Origin of the sequence: Streptomyces sp. A2-16 (genome assembly GCF_018128905.1) — a bacterium.
Classification (GTDB): domain Bacteria; phylum Actinomycetota; class Actinomycetes; order Streptomycetales; family Streptomycetaceae; genus Streptomyces.
Window position 1 is genome coordinate 7,873,918 of sequence record NZ_CP063808.1, and the last position, 16,156, is coordinate 7,890,073.

Consider the following 16,156-nt stretch of genomic DNA (forward strand, 5'->3'; position numbering starts at 1 on the left):
ACTGCCCGCGACCGCCCGCCCAGGGCTGGATCAGGGGGAGATGGTCATGGTCCGTTCCGTTCCCGCACGTGCCGCCGCCGCGGCCGGGGTCGTCGCGCTCGTTTTCGCGGGGGCCACCGCCTGCGGTGCCTCAGCCGGGGACGACAAGACCCCCGATCACAAGTCCTTCGCGCTCCAGGGCCGCACCCTGACCGTCGACTCCGACGACTCGGCGCTGGAGATCGTCGCCACCGATTCGAACAAGTCGGGCACGGTCGAGGTCACCCGCTGGTTCCAGGGGACCGTAGCCGTCGGCAAGGACCCCGAGGTGACCTGGTCGATGAAGGGCGATCGGCTGGTGCTGCGGATGAAGTGCAGCGGTGTCATAGCCGACTGCTCGGCCAAGCACCGCATCGAGGTACCGCGCGACATCGCCGTGAAGGTCGAGGACGGCGACGGCAGCGTGCGGGCCCGGGGTTTCACCCGGCCGCTGAGCATCCGCACCGGCGACGGCTCCGTACGGGTCACCGACTCCAGCGGGCCGCTGGAGCTGCGCACCGGCGACGGATCGATGCGCGCGGACGTCACCTCCCGCCGCGTCACCGCCCGCACCGGGGACGGCTCGGTCCACCTCGAACTCGGTGCCGTACCGGACCGGGTGGAGACCCGCAGCGGCGACGGCTCCGTGACCGTCGAGCTGCCGAAGGCCACCTACCGCGTCGACACGAAGAGCGGCGACGGCGGGGTCGACGTCTCCGTGCCCCGTTCCGACGCCAGCGACCACTTCGTGTCCGCCCAGAGCGGAGACGGGAAGATCACGGTGCGAACCGCGAACTAACCGGCCCGTGTGTTCGTCCCTTACCGGTGGGAGAATGACACCGGGCACCGCCAGGACGGACACAGCACGGGAGAGGGATGTGACGGCGACACCACCGCAGCCGTACTCGTCGTCGTCGGTGCCGCGCGCACACCGTCAGGCACTCGGGGACACCCTCGCCCTCCTCGGCCTGCCCCTGCTGGCCGCCCTCGCGTTGCCGGCCGCGTTCGCCGGCGGCGGCACCCGGCGCTGGTTCGGCGGGCGTGCGGAGAGCCAGCGGGCCGAGGCGCAGGCCGCGAAGGACGCCGCCGCGGCCGCGTTCTACGAACTGGACACCGCCCAGCGGGATCTGCGGATCTCGATAGAGACCATCACGGCCGTCGACGACTCCCCCGCCGCCCGGCGGGCGGTCGCCGACTTCCAGGCGCTCAGCGGGCGGATCGACTCGGCCAGCCAGCGCTACATCGAGGCCGTCGACGCCCATGACCTCGACCGGGACGACCTGGAGGCCTCGGTTGCCGCACACGCGCGCACCGAGCTCACCCGGGCCAAGGACGACCTCGGCAACGTCAAGCGGGAGCTGGACCGTTTCGGCGACAGCCTCGGCCCGCTGCTCGGCAAGGCCGAGACCCAGCTCGCCCGGCTCGCCCCGGCCGTGGAGCGGGCCCGGCAGGGGCTGCTGGCCGCCTCCAACGCCCTGGACGCCGTACGGGAGTCGGGGCTGAAGGCGGACGACCTCGCCGCCCGGCTCGCCGCCCTCGGGCCCGAGCTGACCCGGATGAACCAGGGCGCCGGGCAGCACGGCGTGCCGCAGACCCTGGAGCGTGCCGAGCGGGTGGCGCGGGAGGCCGCGGCGATCCGGGCGGAGGCCGAGCGGCTGCCGGAGCGGGCCGCGGAGATCGACCGCCGGCTGGTCTCCCTGCGCACCCGCGCCGAGGCCCTCACCACCCGGGCCGGCCAGGTCGACCCGGTGCTCAGCGAACTGCGCCGCCGGTTCACCGCCGCCTGCTGGCAGGACCTCCAGCACGTCCCTGACCAGGCCGCGGAGAACGTACGGCAGGCCGAGCGGAAGCTGGGTGAGGCCCGCACCGCCCGCGACGAACAGCGCTGGCCGGACGCGACCTCCCTGCTGTCGACCGTCCGGGCGCTGCTGAACACCACCGACGAGTCCGTCTCCGCCGCGGGCGACCGGCTGCACCGGCTGAACGCCGTGCAGAAGGACCCCCAGCAGGAGATCGACCGCACCCGCTTCGCCATCCGGGACGCCCAGCGCCTCGCCATGAGCGGCCGCAACACCCCCGACCCGCGACACGCGCGCCCCCTGGACGACTCGGTGGCCCGCCTGGACCGGGCGGTCGCCACCCTGGAGGGCCGCCACCCCGACTACTGGCACTTCCTGACCGAGACGGAAGCGGTACGGCAGTCGGTGGCGCGGGTGGTCTCGCAGATCCGCGAGGAGCGCGGCGGCGCGCACTGAGAGGGCGCGTCCCCGGGATGCTGATCTCCCGTCAGCTCGCCTTGTCCCGCTCGTCGGCCAGGGGACGACGGGCCGGTACCGCCGACGTCACCGCGTGGTGCGGGGGCGGGGTTCTCAGCCCTCGCCGGTTCTCAGCCACCGCCCCCGCACCGCGGCCCCACCGCCTCCTCAGACGAGCTGCCACAGACTCGGCGTGCGGGCGGGCTGCCATGCGCCCTGCGCCTGATGGGGCTGCAGGCACTCGTACGCGAGGCCGTCGTGGGTCACCCGCGCTCCGACCTCGTACACCCGGCCCGCGGTCCACGCGTCCGCCTGGCCACTGTCCTGCGGCGCGGGGGTGCCGCTTTCGGCGGTGCTGGTGGTGAGTGTGAGGCCGTATGCGCTGAGCACCGGGTTGATCGGCTGGTAGAAGGTCGTGCCGCCCCTCCTGCAGTCGCCGGAGCCCCCGGAGGTGACGCCCTGCGCCTGGACTCCCGAGATGTACGAGCCGCCGGAGTCGCCGGGCTCCGCGCACACCGTCGTACGGGTCACGCCGTGGACGGTGCCCTCGTCGTAGCTGACGCTCGTGTCGTGCTGCTCGATCGTGCCGCAGTGCCAGCCCGTGGTGGAACCGGACCGGCACACCGCGGCGCCCGTCAGGGCCCGCACGGAGCCGGCGGTCTGCACGTCCTGGCCGCCCTCGCCCTTGACGGCGGGCGTCGCGGTCCAGTCGCTGTTGACGCCCACCCACGACATGTCCTGCCCGGGGAAGACGGATGCCTGGAAGGTGCCCTGGTCGGCCCGGTTGAACCCGGTGGTCCTCGCCCCCGCCTGCCCGCAGTGGCCGGCCGTGGCGAACCCCTGCCGGTCGCCCTTGGTGACGGAGAACCCCACGGAGCAGCGGGCCGAGCCGTCGATGAAGAAGGCGTCTCCGCCGCGGATGGCGTACAGGGCGCGCGGCCGGTCGGCCGACACCTTGACGTCCACGAGCGCGCTGTCGACGCCGGCGGCCGCGACGAGCGTGTCGGCGGCGGCACGGCTGGTCGCCTGCACGGTCACCCGGTTGGTCCGTACGTCGACGTACCGGACCGGTGTGTCGAGGGCCTTGCCGGTCACGACCGCGTCCAGCTTCGCCTTGGCGGCCCTCAGGTCCGCCAGCGGGGTCCGGACCACCAGGGCCCGCGCTCCGACGGCCTCGATGGCCGGGGTGTCGGCGATCTCGGTGGTGGCGACGGTGAGGTCGGCGGAGGCGGCACCGCTCACCCACGCTCCAGCGAAGCGCTCGCCCAGCGCGTTCTGGAGCCGGCCGGCACGGGTGCCCGCCTCGGCCTCGTTCATCAGGCGCGTCCTGGCCTGCGCCTCGGTCAGGCTCAGATCACGCTGCAGTGCGCGCAGCACCACGGGGGACGGGTTGTTCGCGCCGAGCGTCTCGGCTGCGGAGGGCCCCGGCGCCGGCGCGGGGGGCTCGACCGCCGCGGCCGCGGGCCGCCCCGTGAGCACGAGTGCGCCGAGTACCGTCAACGCGGCACAGCCGGCTGAAACGTGTCTGTGGGCCATCGGACGTCTCCTCGGGTGGGAATCGCGGGGGACACGGAAGCTCTCGAAAGCTCTCGAATCCCTAGGTCTTGCCGGGAACGGCCTCGAGGATGTGCGCCGCCCGGCCGTTCCGCGCATCGGGCCACAAGAAGGGGCCGCCCGGCGGAGCACGGGATGCCGACGGGCCGGTGGACCGGGTACCGGTGCCCGGCCCGCGTCGGTCACGCGGGTGCGAGGCCCGGGTGTCCGGCCTCCGTCACGAAGGAGGCGGAGGTCGTGATCGGCGCACCCGGCGTCGTCACGGCGGACACGGTCCTGAAGTCGGCCCGCGCCTGCTGCCGGTCGAGCGTGACCCGCACATAGCCGCGGCGCCCGTCGTAGAACCTCAGATGAGGGTTGGCCCTGAGATACGTGTCCCAGGTGGAGGGCTTCTCGGCGCCGTCCCGTCCGCTGGCGACGGATGTCGCGGTGAACTCCGTGCCCAGGGTCGCGGAGGCCGGGTCGTCGAAGTCGTCCTTGATGTCGAAGGCGTACGCGGCGTGCACGTCCCCGGTCATCACCACCAGGTTCTCCACCCCGGCCGACTTCGCGCCGTCGAGGACCCTGCGCCGCGAGGCCCGGTAGCCGTCCCAGGCGTCCATGGACATCTTCGGCTCGGCGGTGAGGTCGAGCTTGCGCTGCGAGAAGCAGACCTGTTGGGACAGCACGTTCCACAGGGCCGGTGAGTCGCGCCAGCCGTCGATCAGCCAGCTCTCCTGCGCCTCCCCGGTGATGGTGCGCGTCGGGTCGTCCTGCAGGGGGCCGCCGGTGTGCTTGGTGTCCGCGTACACCTGGTCGGAGCGGTACTGCCGGGTGTCGAGGACGTCGAACCGGGCGAGCGTGCCCCACTGGAGCCGGCGGTACAGCTGGGCGTCGGGGCCGTTGGGCAGTTGTGCGGCGCGCAGCGGCTGGTTCTCCCAGTAGGCCCGGTAGGCGGCGGCGCGGCGCAGCAGGAACTCCTCGGGCGGGTCGTCGTTCTCGCTGACGGTGCCCGCGTAGTTGTTCTCGGTCTCGTGGTCGTCCCAGGTGACGACGAAGGGGTGCGTCGCGTGGACCGCCCTGAGGTCCGGGTCGCTCTTGTAGAGGGCGTAGCGCAGCCGGTAGTCCTCCAGCGTCCTGGCCTCGCGGTTGAAGAGGTCGGGCAGTGTCCGGTCGGTGTAGGCGCGGTGGCCGCCCGCGGAGTTCACGGCGTACTCGTACAGGTAGTCGCCGAGGTGGAGGACCACGTCGACGTCGTCCTCGGACAGATGGCGGTGCGCCGTGAAGTAACCGTCGGAGTAGGCCTGGCAGGAGACGGCGGCGTAGGAGAGCGAGGCGGTGTCGGTCCCGGCGGCCGGTGCCGTGCGGGTACGGCCCGTCTCACTGAGCCATGTCCCGGTCCTGAACCGGTAGTAGTGGATCCGGTCGGGCTCCAGGCCCGTGACCTCGATGTGCAGGGTGTGGTGGTACTCGGGGTAGGCGATGGCGACCCCGCTGCGGACGGGCGCGGCGAAGCGTTCGTCGAGGGCCAGCTCCCACTCGACGACGACGTACTGCTGGGGCAGACCGCCGTCGGGCTCGAACGGGGCGGGGGCGAGGCGGGTCCACAGCAGGACGGAGTCGGGCAGCGGGTCCCCGGAGGCGACGCCGAGCGTGAAGGGATCGCTGGGGATCCTCGCCACGTCGAGTTCGGTGGAGCCTGCCGCACCCCGGGCCGGCAGCTGGGTGCCGAAAGCGAGAGCGGCGGCCGCCGCGGTGACGGTGAGAAAGTGCCGCCGTCCGAAGTGGCGTGCCGCGGCCCGCAGTTCGGGGTGGTGTCGCGAAGCCAAGGGAGCCCCTCCCACATGATCGTCGGCAGAGAACTCCCGCATGCTAACCAGACAAACATCAGAATTCGGGCGCACCCGCCGGAGCGCCGGTTAACCTGTCCGCATGCCTCGCTACGAGTACCGCTGCCGGACCTGCGGCGACACCTTCGAAGTCAGCCGTCCCATGGCCGAGTCCGCCGCCCCCGCCGACTGCCCGGCGGGCCACGACGACACGGTGAAACTGCTGTCGACCGTGGCGGTGGGCGGCTCGGCGTCCGCCTCCGCTCCGGCGCCGGCCCCCCGGGCGGGCGGTGGCGGCGGCTGCTGCGGCGGGGGCTGCTGCGGCTGACCGCCGTACGAGAACCGGAGGCGAGAACCGGCGACGGGCGCCTCTTCAGGCTGGCTTCAGGTCCGCCTCCCTAGCGTGGGCCCATGTCAGCCATCGACTGGGTCAACGGCCTCATGGACACGCTCGGCGCGCCCGGCGCCGGGGTGGCCATCGCCCTGGAGAACCTGTTCCCGCCCATCCCGAGCGAGGCGATCCTGCCGCTCGCGGGCTTCGCGGCGAGCACCGGCCGGATGAGCCTGGTCGCCGTGCTGCTGTGGACGACGGCGGGCTCGGTGATCGGCGCCCTCGCCCTCTACGGCGTGGGCGCGCTGCTCGGCCGGGACCGCACGGTGGCGCTCGCGGCCCGGCTCCCTCTCCTCAAGGTCTCGGACATCGAGAGGACCGAGGCCTGGTTCCTGCGGCACGGCACCAAGGCCGTGTTCTTCGGTCGCATGATCCCGGTCTTCCGCAGCCTCGTGTCGATCCCGGCCGGCGTCGAACGCATGCCGCTGCCGGTGTTCCTGACGCTGACCACACTGGGCAGCGCCCTGTGGAACACGGCGTTCGTCCTGGCGGGCCACGCCCTGGGCGCCAACTGGACCCAGGTCACCGACGTCGTGTCCGCCTACTCGAAGGTCGTCCTGGTGGCCGCCGCGCTCGCGGTCGTGGCCTTCATCGCCGTACGACTGCTGCGGCGCCCCTCCTCTACCGAGGCGTCCGAGCCGTCCTGAGGAACTCCCGCAGGATCCGCTCCCCCGCCGCGACTCCCCGCTCGGGAAGCGCGGTGATCTCCGGAGCGGTCCAGCCGGCGTCCGCCAGCTCCCCGTGCCCCGGGCGCCAGCCCCGGTCGGCGGCCAGCAGCAGATCGGCGTCGAGCAGGGAGTCGCCCGCGGCCAGTGTCAGGGCGGCCCCGGTGCGCCGGACCACCTCGTGCAGGGCCGCGCTCTTGGTGAGCGGCTTGGGGACGGCGTAGATCTTGCGGCCCTGCAGGGAGACCGTCCAGCCGCGGTTCTCGGCCCACACCGCGAGCTCCTTCACCCAGTCCTCGGGCAGCAGTTCGCGCTCGACGACGAGGTAGGCGAAGAGGTCCTCGGCGATGCGGTGCTTGCGCACCCACAGGGGGTCGGCCGTCTCCTGGAGGTGTGCCCGGATCTCCTCCAGCGGGGCGCACTCGTCGGCGAGGCGGGCGGTGACCTGCGCGTGCCAGTCGAGGTCGGTGACCCCGTCGACCAGCAGGTGGCCGCCGTTCGCGCAGATCGCGTACGTCGGCGCGGGGCCGGGCAGGTTGATGCGCTGGTACTGCTTGCGGGTGCGGGTCGTCGTCGGCACGAAGACGGCCGAGTCCCCGAGATCCGCGAGCAGTTGGGAGGCCGTCTCCGTCATGTACGACAGCGGCCTGCTCTCGTGCACCTCGACGCACAGCAGCCGGGGCGCCCGCGCGTCCGGCATGGTGAGCGCCAGGGCGGCGGCGGAGTAGATGAGCGTACGGTCGAGGTCGCTCGCGACCAGCACCGGAGCCTGGGCGGTCGTCACAGGGTGACCGCCTTGCCGTCGGCGCCCGTCGCGCCCCGCGTGTACTTGGGGTGGATCAACCCCACACAGGTGTAGGGCAGTTCGGCGACCTCTTCCACCGGGACACCTCTCTGCTCGGCCAACAGGCGTACGTGGTCCAGGTCCGCGCCCGCTCCGGCCCTGGCCAGGATCTTCCAGGGCACCCGGCGCAACAGCACCCGGGTCGTCTCGCCGACGCCCGGCTTGACGAGGTTGACGTCGTGGATGCCGTACTCCTCACTGATGCGTTCGACGGCGGCCCAGCCCTCCCAGGTGGGCTCGCGGTCACCGGCGAGCAGTTCCTTCACGGTGGCGTCAACGGCGTCCGCGACCTCCGGGAAACGGGCCGCCACCGCGTCCAGGAAGTCCACCGACACGTCGGCGCCCGCGAGTTCGCGGTAGAACTTCGCGCCGTGGAAGTCGTCGGGGCCGACCAGGTCCGCGCGCAGGACCGTGCGCGAGATCAGGCCGGACACCGTGGAGTTGAGGCAGGCGGAGGGGATGAGGAAGTCCTCACGGGTGCCGTAGGTCCGCACGCACGAGCCCGGGTCGGCGAGTACGGCGATCTCCGGGTCGAAGCCGACGGGCCCGCCCTCGGCCTCGAACTTCCTGACCGCTTCGGTCAGTTCGCGGGTGATCGCGCCCTTGCCGGTCCAGCCGTCGACGAAGACGACGTCGGCCGGGTCGTGATGTTCGGCCAGCCAGCGCAGGGCGTTGGCGTCGATACCGCGGCCGCGGACGATCGACACGGCGTAGTGCGGCAGTTCGAGGCCGTGGCGGAACCGCGCCCAGCGGCGCATCAGCACACCGACGGGGGTGCCGGCGCGGGCGAGGGAGACGAGGACGGGCCGGGGCGAGCGCTCCTGCAGCACGATCTCCGTGACGGCGCCGACGGCCTGCGCGAGCCTCGCGGAGGACTCCTCGAGGGCCAGCCGGAACAACTCCTGGTACTGGTCGCTCGGCTGGTACTCCATCGGCAGCGACTCCGCGTAGTGCGCGCCGCCGCTCTGGATGGCCTCCTCGCGCTCCTCGGTCGGCGCCTCCAGGGTGACGTCCGAGAGGTCCTGGAGCAGCCAGCCGACGTCCTCCGGGGCGTACGAGGAGAAGGCGGGGCCGCGGAGGGGCTCGGGGAGCATGGGGGGCCTTTCGGGGGTGTGGCTGGGGACGACGACGAGGACGACCCGCCGGGTGTGCGCGGCGAGTTGGGCCAGGAGGCCGTCGGGGGCGTGCAGTTCGGGGGTGTCGGCGGTGGAGTCGACGACCGCGACCACCGCGTCGAAACCGGCGCCGGCGACGTTGTAGGCGTAGCGGTCGCCGGGGCCGTCGGCCGGGTCGTCGTGGGCCGGGAAGGTGAGGCGGGTGCGGATCGCGTATCCCGGGTCGTCCACGGCGAGGACGGGGCTGCGGGTGGTCGTCGAGTACGTCACCTCGACGTCCGCGGCGACCTGTTCGAACTCTCGGGCGAGCCTCAGGGGGGCGTACATCAGTTCTTCGAAGCCGAGGACGTGCACGCGGCGCGTATCGGCCGGGAGGGCCTCGGCCAGGCGGGCGGCCATCGCGGGGAGGGCGTTCTCCAGGCGTATTCGGTGTGCCGGAGTGAAGCCGTGGCGGCCGCCGTCGGGGAGGTCACGGGGCCAGGACAGATCCACGCGGTCGAATGCCGGGTGCGGGCCGGTGGGGGCTTGTCGCGCAGTTCCCCGCGCCCCTGAGTGGGTTCCCTCGAACCTCGCCACAAGGTCCTGCCCCTTCTCCAACACCCCCTCCGGCAGCTTCACGGTGCCGGAGGCCGCCGCCACCAGGTCCACCCTCGCGCCTATCTCCCCGGCGAAGTCGTCCAGACGCCCCGCGTCCTCCTCCGACCGCATGTCCACCAGGGCGACCACCACGTACCGTCCCCGCGGATGCCGTCCGTGCAGATCCCGGATCGTGTTCAGGACCGTGTTGCCCGTCGAGAACTCGTCGTCCACGAGGACCAGGGGGCCGCCCCCTGCCAGCAGGGCCGGGTCCTCCGGCAGCAGGAGGTGACTCGTGGCGTGGGAGTGGGACTCCTCGAAGCCGCCCGCGGGGGCGACGCCGGGGACCGGGCGGCGGGTGGAGTGGAGGTAGGGGGCGAGGGCGATGCCGTCGGCGACGGAGTGGCCGAGGCCCGTCGCCGTCTCCGCGTAGCCGAGGACGACCGCGCGGGCCGCCTCCTCGTCGCCGAGCAGGTCGCGGACCCTGCGGCCCAGCGCGAAGCCATGGCCGTAGACCACCGACGGCGACTGCGGGACGTGTTTGCCCAGCACGTTGGAGACCAGCAGATGGGCCCGCTTGGGGTTGCGGCGCAGGGCCAGCCCGAGCAGGTCGGTCAGCCGGCTGTCGCCCACGAGTTCGACGCCGAGCCGGTCGGCGACCCACGTCCCCGACCAGACCTCGCCCGGTGTCCCGTCGTTCACTGCCTTGTTCATGCGTCCCTTGGTGTTCACGGATGATCAGCCGGAGATTCCGGCGGCGAGCAGCTCCACGAAGCCGATGTCCTCGTTGGCCACCCCGAAGACCTCGGCGCGCAGCAGGGTCCGTTCGGCCCAGGCGCGATGCGGCTTCACTTCGTTCATCTTGTTCGTGTACTGCGACCTCAGCACTCCGCCGCCGCCGCGCTCGGGCCGCAGGATGTCCTGGGCGTCGCTGAACTCCTCGTGGCTGACCACGGACAGCGCGTGCACGGGCAGGACGTGGGAGGGGTGGATGCAGGTCTTGCCGAGCAGGCCGTTGGCCTGGTCGAGGGTGATCTCGCGCAGCAGGCCGTCCATGGCGTGCTCGATGAGGGCCTCGCGCAGTTCCTCGGCCTGGCCCTCCAGGAACGGGCTGCGGCGCAGCTGCGGCTTGAACATGCGCTCCTGGACCCGGAAGTACTCCCAGACCGGCCCGGTGACCGTGAAGCCGGTGCCGTCGGCGCGGCCCAGCATGTTCACCACGTCGGCGATCACGGAGGCGACGATCTGGACGTCCCAGGCGGTCATGTCGGGGGCGCGGCGAAGCCCGTAGGAGGAGCAGAAGTCGGTGACACCGAGGCGGAGCGCCAGAACCCGCTCGCGGTACTTGTCGACCGCGCGCGCGATGCCCTCCAGGGTCTCTACGCGCGTCTCCCGGTAGAGCAGCTCCGGCGACTCCAGCACGGGCATGGCGAACAGCCGGTGTCCGCTCGCGGCCTCGGCGGCGGAGAGTGCCTCCAGGAAGGGGATGCCGCGCTCCTCGGTGAACTTCGGGAGAACGAATCCGGACAGCAGCCGGACCGCGGGACCGAGCCGTCGTACGAGATCGGGTATCTGCTCGGGGTGGCGGACCCGGATGAAGAGCAGCGGCAGGTCCACCCGCCGGTCCGCGAGGTCGGTGAACTGCCGGACGAGGTTCTCCTCACCCTCGGCGACGTCCTCGTCACCGATCGAGTCCTCCAGGCACAGCACCATCGAGACCACGCCGAGCCCTGCCTGTTTGACGATGTCGTCGGCGAGCCGCGGCCGCGTGGCCGGACTGTAGAGCGTGGCGCCCAGGGCCGCGGAGAGCAGCCGGGCCGGGGAGTCCGCGGTGAACTCGCAGGGCTCCCGGTGGAAGAGGCGCTGCCGCACCTCCGGGGCAATGTGCCCGAAATGACGCATATGACTCCCCCGTGGCAGTTGTGCCACCTGTGATCCTGTTCGCAGGTGGCCGGTAATAGTACGTAGGTACCCATGTCTCAGGTTCCCACCGGGCATGAATTTCAGGTAACGCAGACGAACACGGCCATGTCGACACCGGTACGACATGAACCGTTCTCCCGTACCCCCGCGTTGTCGTGACCAGGACCGAGAGGGCAGGATGACCGCATGACGCACGCCATGCTGAAAGGGTCGAACGTCCCGCTGGAAGCCACCACGGTACGCGCCGTGCTGCGCTGGGCGCCCGGGCAGGGGGTCCCGGTCGTCGACGCCTCGGCGCTCCTCCTCGGCCCCGACGGTTGCGTGCGGTCCGACGAGGACTTCGTCTTCTACAACCAGCCCCGGCACCCCTCCGGGAAGGTCTGGCTCCTCGGCAAGAAACGCGTCGCCGAGGGTCCCACCGACACGATCCAGACAGATCTCGCCGGTGTCGAGCCCGACGTCAGCCAGATTCTCCTGGTCGCATCGGTGGACGACGCTTCGGTGGACGACGCCACGTTCGGCCGGGTACAGGGCCTGCGCATTCTGCTGTACGACGCCTCCGTCGCCGACGGAGAACCGCTGCTCTACTTCGACATCAAGCCGGAGACGGGCCAGGAGACGGCCCTGATCTGCGGCGAGCTGTACCGCCGCGGCGAGGGCTGGAAGTTCCGCGCGCTGGGCGAGGGCTATGTGGAGGGCCTGCAGGGCCTGGCCACGCACCACGGCATCGTGGTCGACGAGTCCGACCTCGCGGAGGTCCCGTCCCAGCCCGAGCCCGCCTCGTTCCCCCTCCCCCCGGAGCAGCCCGCCCAGTCGGCCACCTCGGTGCCCACCCAGCCCGCCTACGGCTACCCCCAGCAGGCGACCCCGGCGACGGCCCCGGTGCCGGCGTCGGGCTACGGCTATCCGCCGCCGGTGGCTCCGGTGCCGGCCGGGGCGGAGTTCCGCATGCCTCCCCAGGGGCCGCAGTTCATCGGGCGGTAGCGGCGCTCACCGGTCCGCCTTCGTCTTGTAGCCCCGCCCCCACTGGAGCCCCCACCCGTACAACCGGTCCAGCTCGCCCTGGAACCCGTACACGAACTGCACCTCACGCCGTACGACGAGCTCGCCCTTGATGTTCTCGATCATCACCACCGCGCAGGACCGGGCCTGGGGGTGGCGCTCGTCGAGGCCTATCTCGATCCGCGGGCCGTTGCTCGGGTAGAGCGTCACGATCGCGTGCGTGCGGTCGAACGCCGGGGTCTGGTCGTAGATGTACACGAAGACCAGCAGCCGCTTGATCTGGTCCCGGTGATCGAGGTTGACGTACATCGTCTCGCCGGACGCCGAACCGAACCGGTCGTCCCCGCTGAGCTTGACGTAGGGGGGCGCGTTCACGTCGCCCAGCAGCCCGCCCAGGGGCTGGACGACGCCCTTGGTGCCGTCGGCCAGCTCGTACAGACACCCGAGGTCGAGGTCGACGTTGACCATGCTCTGGCTGTGCCCGAGGACCTCCGGCGGCTTGAGCGCCTTGAAGGGGTGCCTCAGCAGCGACTCCCGCTGCGAGCCGCCGATGTCGGAGGTCCGCATCCGCCAGGTCAGGTTGACGCGGAGGTTCCCGGTCGCCGCCCCCTGTTTGGTGAGCGAGACGCGGTTGTGCCGCTTGGTCAGTTCGATCGCGTTGCTGGCCGCGCTGCCCGAGTCGAAGTCGACCTCGCGGCCGCCGCGGAGTCCGTCCAAGAAGCCCATTCCCGCCCCCACCCTCGCTTTGGAAAACCGGCGTCACCTGGAAAACCCGCGGGGCGGCCGGAGCCCGGCCGCCCCGCTCAGAGCGTTCCTCACCAGGGAGGGTGTCACACCCCGGACGAGACCTCAGTCTTGTCGTCCGAGCCCTGGGCTTTTCCCTCGGCGGCCGCGAGCGCCTTGTTGCGGCGGACCGAGGACCAGAAGGACCAGCCGATCAGGATCACCCCGACCATGCCCGTGATGAGCTCGTGGATCTCGTACTGGATGGTGACCATCAGGATCACGGCGAGGGCGCCGATCGCGTAGTGGGCGCCGTGCTCCAGGTAGACGTAGTCGTCGAGGGTGCCCTGGCGGACCAGGTACACGGTCAGCGAACGGACGTACATCGCGCCGATGCCGAGGCCCAGCGCCATCAGGACGATGTCGTTGGTGATGGCGAACGCGCCGATCACACCGTCGAAGGAGAAGGAGGCGTCGAGGACCTCCAGGTAGAGGAACATGAAGAACGCGGCCTGGCCCGCCAGCTTGATCGCCGACTTGGGCTTGCCCTCGCGCTCGGCCCGTTCCTCCTCCTCGTGCTCGCGTTCCTCCTCCTCTTCGAGTTTGTCCTCGAAGTAGCCGGAGAGACCGCCGACGATCATGTAGGTGATCAGGCCCGCGATACCGGAGATCAGAACGGTCTGCGCCTTGTCGACATGCGCGCCGCCGTGCTGGTGGGCGTGGGTGGCGAAGGTGAAGGCGGTGACCATCAGGACGATCAGCGCGATGCAGACCGACAGCATGTCGACCTTGCCGAGCTTGGCCAGCGGCCGCTCCAGCCAGGCCAGCCACTTGATGTCCCGGTCCTCGAAGATGAAGTCCAGGAAGATCATCAGCAGGAACATGCCACCGAACGCGGCGATCGCCGGGTGCGCGTCGGTCACCAGCTCCTGGTAGTGGTCCTTGTTGTTGAGCGCGAGGTCGACGGCCTCGATGGGCCCCATCTTGGCGCTGATCGCGACGATGACGACGGGGAAGACCAGCCGCATGCCGAACACGGCGATCAGGACGCCGATCGTGAGGAAGATCTTCTGCCAGAAGGCATTCATCTTCTTCAGGATTCCGGCGTTGACCACCGCGTTGTCGAACGACAGGGAGATCTCGAGGACGGAGAGGATCGCCACGACACCGAAGCCTTCCCACCCCCCGTAGAAGACCGCAGCGACCAGGCCGAGCGCGGTGACCGCGAACGACCAGCCGAAGGTTTTGAGAACCACTGGCTACCCAATCCGTACGTGTACGGGGTTCCCCCGTGCCGCACTCGGCTTTACGAAACTTTGAAGCGAAGTGTAGTCGGGCACCCTCGAAGCCCTGCCCGGCCCCGGCTTTTGCTCATATCGCGTTACGAGACGTTGACCCCGAAGTCGAGGGCGATGCCCCTGAGGCCGGACGCGTACCCCTGTCCGACCGCCCTGAACTTCCACTCGCCCTGGTAGCGGTAGAGCTCGCCGAAGATCATCGCGGTCTCGGTGGAGGCGTCCTCGGAGAGGTCGTAGCGGGCCAGTTCCTGGCCGTCGGCCTGGTTGACCACACGGATGAAGGCGTTGCTGACCTGACCGAAGGTCTGGCCGCGGTTGTCGGCGTCATGGATGGAGACCGGGAAGACGATCTTGTCGCAGGCGGCCGGCACCTTGGAGAGGTCGACGAGGATCGACTCGTCGTCGCCCTCGCCCTCACCGGTGAGGTTGTCACCGGTGTGCTCGACCGAGCCGTCCGGGCTCTTGAGCTGGTTGTAGAAGACGAAGTATTCGTCACCCAGGACCCGACCGCTGCTGCACATCAGGGCGCTGGCGTCGAGGTCGAAGTCGGCTCCGGTGGTGGAGCGCGCGTCCCAGCCGAGTCCGACCATCACCTGGGTGAGGTTGGGTGCGGCCTTGGACAGGGAGACGTTTCCCCCCTTGGCGAGCGTGACGCCCATGTGCTGTTCCCTCCCCGAGAGTGTGCTTCTGTGCTGTACCTGCACGTCCGGCGCCGCACGCAAACGGTGCGGCGCCGGACGAAGAGTCGTTCGAGCCGGTCCCAGGGTCTGCCCGGCGGGGCAGGTCCTAGACGTTGACGCCGAAGTCCTGCGCGATGCCGCGCAGGCCCGAGGCGTAGCCCTGGCCGATGGCACGGAACTTCCACTCGGCGCCGTTGCGGTAGAGCTCGCCGAAGACCATCGCCGTTTCCGTGGACGCGTCCTCGGAGAGGTCGTAGCGGGCGATCTCGGCGCCGCCGGCCTGGTTGACGACGCGGATGAACGCGTTGCGCACCTGGCCGAAGGACTGCTGGCGGTTCTCGGCGTCGTAGATCGAGACCGGGAAGACGATCTTGTCGACGTCGGCCGGGACGCCGGCCAGGTCGACCTTGATCTGCTCGTCGTCGCCCTCGCCCTCACCGGTGAGGTTGTCACCGGTGTGCTCGACCGAGCCGTCCGCGCTCTTGAGGTTGTTGAAGAAGACGAAGTTCGCGTCGCTCGCGACCTTGCCCGCCGGGTTCAGCAGCAGTGCGCTGGCGTCCAGGTCGAAGTCGGTGCCGGTCGTGGTGCGGACGTCCCACCCCAGACCCACGATGACCGCGGTCAGGCCCGGGGCCTCCTTGGTCAGCGATACATTGCCGCCCTTGCTGAGGCTGACTCCCACGAGTCCTCCATAGGTTTGCTGTTTCTGATGCTGTCGGATCAACGATTCGATCCTAGTGACGGGTTCCCGGCACACGCAGTCCCTGGATGCGAACAATCACCGGGTGTCGAACAATCAGAGGGTGTCGAGCGCCTTCACGTACTCGTTCAGGTCACGGGCGTCCGGCAGGGCGTTGACGACGGTCCAGCGGACCACGCCCTCCTTGTCGATGACGAAGGTGCCGCGGACCGCGCAGCCCTTGTCCTCGGCGAAGACGCCGTAGGCGCGCGAGACCTCGCCGTGCGGCCAGAAGTCGCTCAGCAGCGGGTACTCCAGGCCCTCCTGCTCGGCGAAGACGCGCAGGGTGTGGATGGAGTCGTTGGAGACGGCGAGCAGCTGGGTCTCGCGGTCGGCGAACTGCGGAAGGTTGTCACGCAGCTCGCACAGCTCACCGGTGCAGACGCCGGTGAAGGCGAAGGGGTAGAAGAGCAGCACGACGTTCTTGCCGCCGCGGAAGTCGGACAGCCTCACGGTTCGGCCGTGGTTGTCCTTGAGCTCGAAGTCGGGGGCCTTTTCGCCGACCTGGATCGCCATCGCGTGGATGTCCCTTCGGGGGCTGTTCGAGTGACGCGACCACCCTACG

Annotated in this window: 15 protein-coding genes; 5 read left to right on the forward strand and 10 right to left on the reverse strand. The window is 70.7% G+C overall.

Annotation, left to right across the window (positions count from 1 at the left end; translation table 11 throughout):
* Positions 1 to 46: 46 nt before the first annotated feature.
* Together IOD14_RS35350 and IOD14_RS35355 are read left to right on the forward strand one after the other, a co-directional pair.
* Positions 47 to 817 (forward strand): DUF4097 family beta strand repeat-containing protein, encoded by a 771-nt coding sequence (locus IOD14_RS35350; protein WP_123988852.1) that lies wholly within the window; start codon positions 47 to 49, stop codon positions 815 to 817.
* Positions 818 to 896: 79 nt separating this feature from the next.
* Positions 897 to 2,273 carry a hypothetical protein gene (locus IOD14_RS35355; protein ID WP_123988853.1) on the forward strand — a complete coding sequence of 459 codons (1,377 nt, stop codon included), beginning with the start codon at positions 897 to 899 and terminating at the stop codon, positions 2,271 to 2,273.
* A 168-nt stretch (positions 2,274 to 2,441) separates the two neighbouring features.
* Here IOD14_RS35355 and IOD14_RS35360 read toward each other — a convergent pair whose 3' ends face one another.
* On the reverse strand, positions 2,442 to 3,809 hold the full coding sequence (locus tag IOD14_RS35360) for a carbohydrate-binding protein (RefSeq protein ID WP_212672450.1): 1,368 nt from the start codon (positions 3,807 to 3,809) through the stop codon (positions 2,442 to 2,444).
* A gap of 200 nt (positions 3,810 to 4,009) precedes the next feature.
* On the reverse strand, positions 4,010 to 5,635 hold the full coding sequence (locus tag IOD14_RS35365; protein ID WP_249126144.1) for an alkaline phosphatase D family protein: 1,626 nt from the start codon (positions 5,633 to 5,635) through the stop codon (positions 4,010 to 4,012).
* 103 nt (positions 5,636 to 5,738) lie between these two features.
* On the opposite strand from IOD14_RS35365, the gene IOD14_RS35370 reads away from it, so the two are divergent.
* Positions 5,739 to 5,963: a zinc ribbon domain-containing protein gene (locus IOD14_RS35370; protein WP_123988856.1), complete on the forward strand. Its 225-nt coding sequence runs from the start codon at positions 5,739 to 5,741 to the stop codon at positions 5,961 to 5,963.
* Between the two features lie 83 nt (positions 5,964 to 6,046).
* A complete protein-coding gene (locus IOD14_RS35375; protein ID WP_212672452.1) occupies positions 6,047 to 6,673 on the forward strand; it encodes a DedA family protein in 627 nt (208 codons plus the stop codon).
* On the opposite strand, the gene IOD14_RS35380 is transcribed toward IOD14_RS35375, so the two are convergent.
* The 3 genes from IOD14_RS35380 to IOD14_RS35390 are packed head-to-tail and all read right to left on the reverse strand — an operon-like array spanning position 6,648 to position 11,128.
* The gene (locus tag IOD14_RS35380; protein WP_123988858.1) at positions 6,648 to 7,475 is read right to left on the reverse strand and encodes an HAD family hydrolase; all 828 of its coding nucleotides are present in this window, start codon (positions 7,473 to 7,475) and stop codon (positions 6,648 to 6,650) included. The genes IOD14_RS35375 and IOD14_RS35380 overlap by 26 nt on opposite strands.
* Positions 7,472 to 9,940, reverse strand: coding sequence for a phosphoribosyltransferase (locus IOD14_RS35385; protein ID WP_212672453.1), 2,469 nt, complete (start codon positions 9,938 to 9,940; stop codon positions 7,472 to 7,474). The genes IOD14_RS35380 and IOD14_RS35385 overlap by 4 nt, the downstream gene beginning before the upstream one ends.
* A 24-nt stretch (positions 9,941 to 9,964) precedes the next feature.
* A complete protein-coding gene (locus IOD14_RS35390) occupies positions 9,965 to 11,128 on the reverse strand; it encodes an HpcH/HpaI aldolase/citrate lyase family protein (protein ID WP_123988860.1) in 1,164 nt (387 codons plus the stop codon).
* A gap of 207 nt (positions 11,129 to 11,335) precedes the next feature.
* Here IOD14_RS35390 and IOD14_RS35395 point away from each other — a divergent pair, with 207 nt between their 5' ends.
* Positions 11,336 to 12,133, forward strand: coding sequence for a TerD family protein (locus tag IOD14_RS35395; protein ID WP_212672454.1), 798 nt, complete (start codon positions 11,336 to 11,338; stop codon positions 12,131 to 12,133).
* Between the two features lie 6 nt (positions 12,134 to 12,139).
* Here the strand turns inward: IOD14_RS35395 and IOD14_RS35400 are convergent, their stop codons facing one another.
* The 5 genes from IOD14_RS35400 to IOD14_RS35420 all read right to left on the reverse strand — a co-directional run bounded on the left by IOD14_RS35400 (position 12,140) and on the right by IOD14_RS35420 (position 16,107).
* Positions 12,140 to 12,877, reverse strand: coding sequence for a Tellurium resistance (locus IOD14_RS35400; RefSeq protein ID WP_123988862.1), 738 nt, complete (start codon positions 12,875 to 12,877; stop codon positions 12,140 to 12,142).
* Between the two features lie 104 nt (positions 12,878 to 12,981).
* Complete coding sequence (locus IOD14_RS35405; RefSeq protein ID WP_123988863.1) at positions 12,982 to 14,130, reverse strand: DUF475 domain-containing protein; 1,149 nt, start codon at positions 14,128 to 14,130, stop codon at positions 12,982 to 12,984.
* Between the two features lie 125 nt (positions 14,131 to 14,255).
* Entirely contained in the window at positions 14,256 to 14,831 is a 576-nt protein-coding gene (locus IOD14_RS35410; RefSeq protein ID WP_212672455.1) for a TerD family protein, read from the reverse strand.
* 127 nt (positions 14,832 to 14,958) lie between these two features.
* Positions 14,959 to 15,534, reverse strand: coding sequence for a TerD family protein (locus tag IOD14_RS35415; RefSeq protein ID WP_123988865.1), 576 nt, complete (start codon positions 15,532 to 15,534; stop codon positions 14,959 to 14,961).
* Between the two features lie 114 nt (positions 15,535 to 15,648).
* Positions 15,649 to 16,107, reverse strand: coding sequence for a peroxiredoxin (locus tag IOD14_RS35420; protein WP_212672456.1), 459 nt, complete (start codon positions 16,105 to 16,107; stop codon positions 15,649 to 15,651).
* Between the last annotated feature and the right edge of the window lie 49 nt (positions 16,108 to 16,156).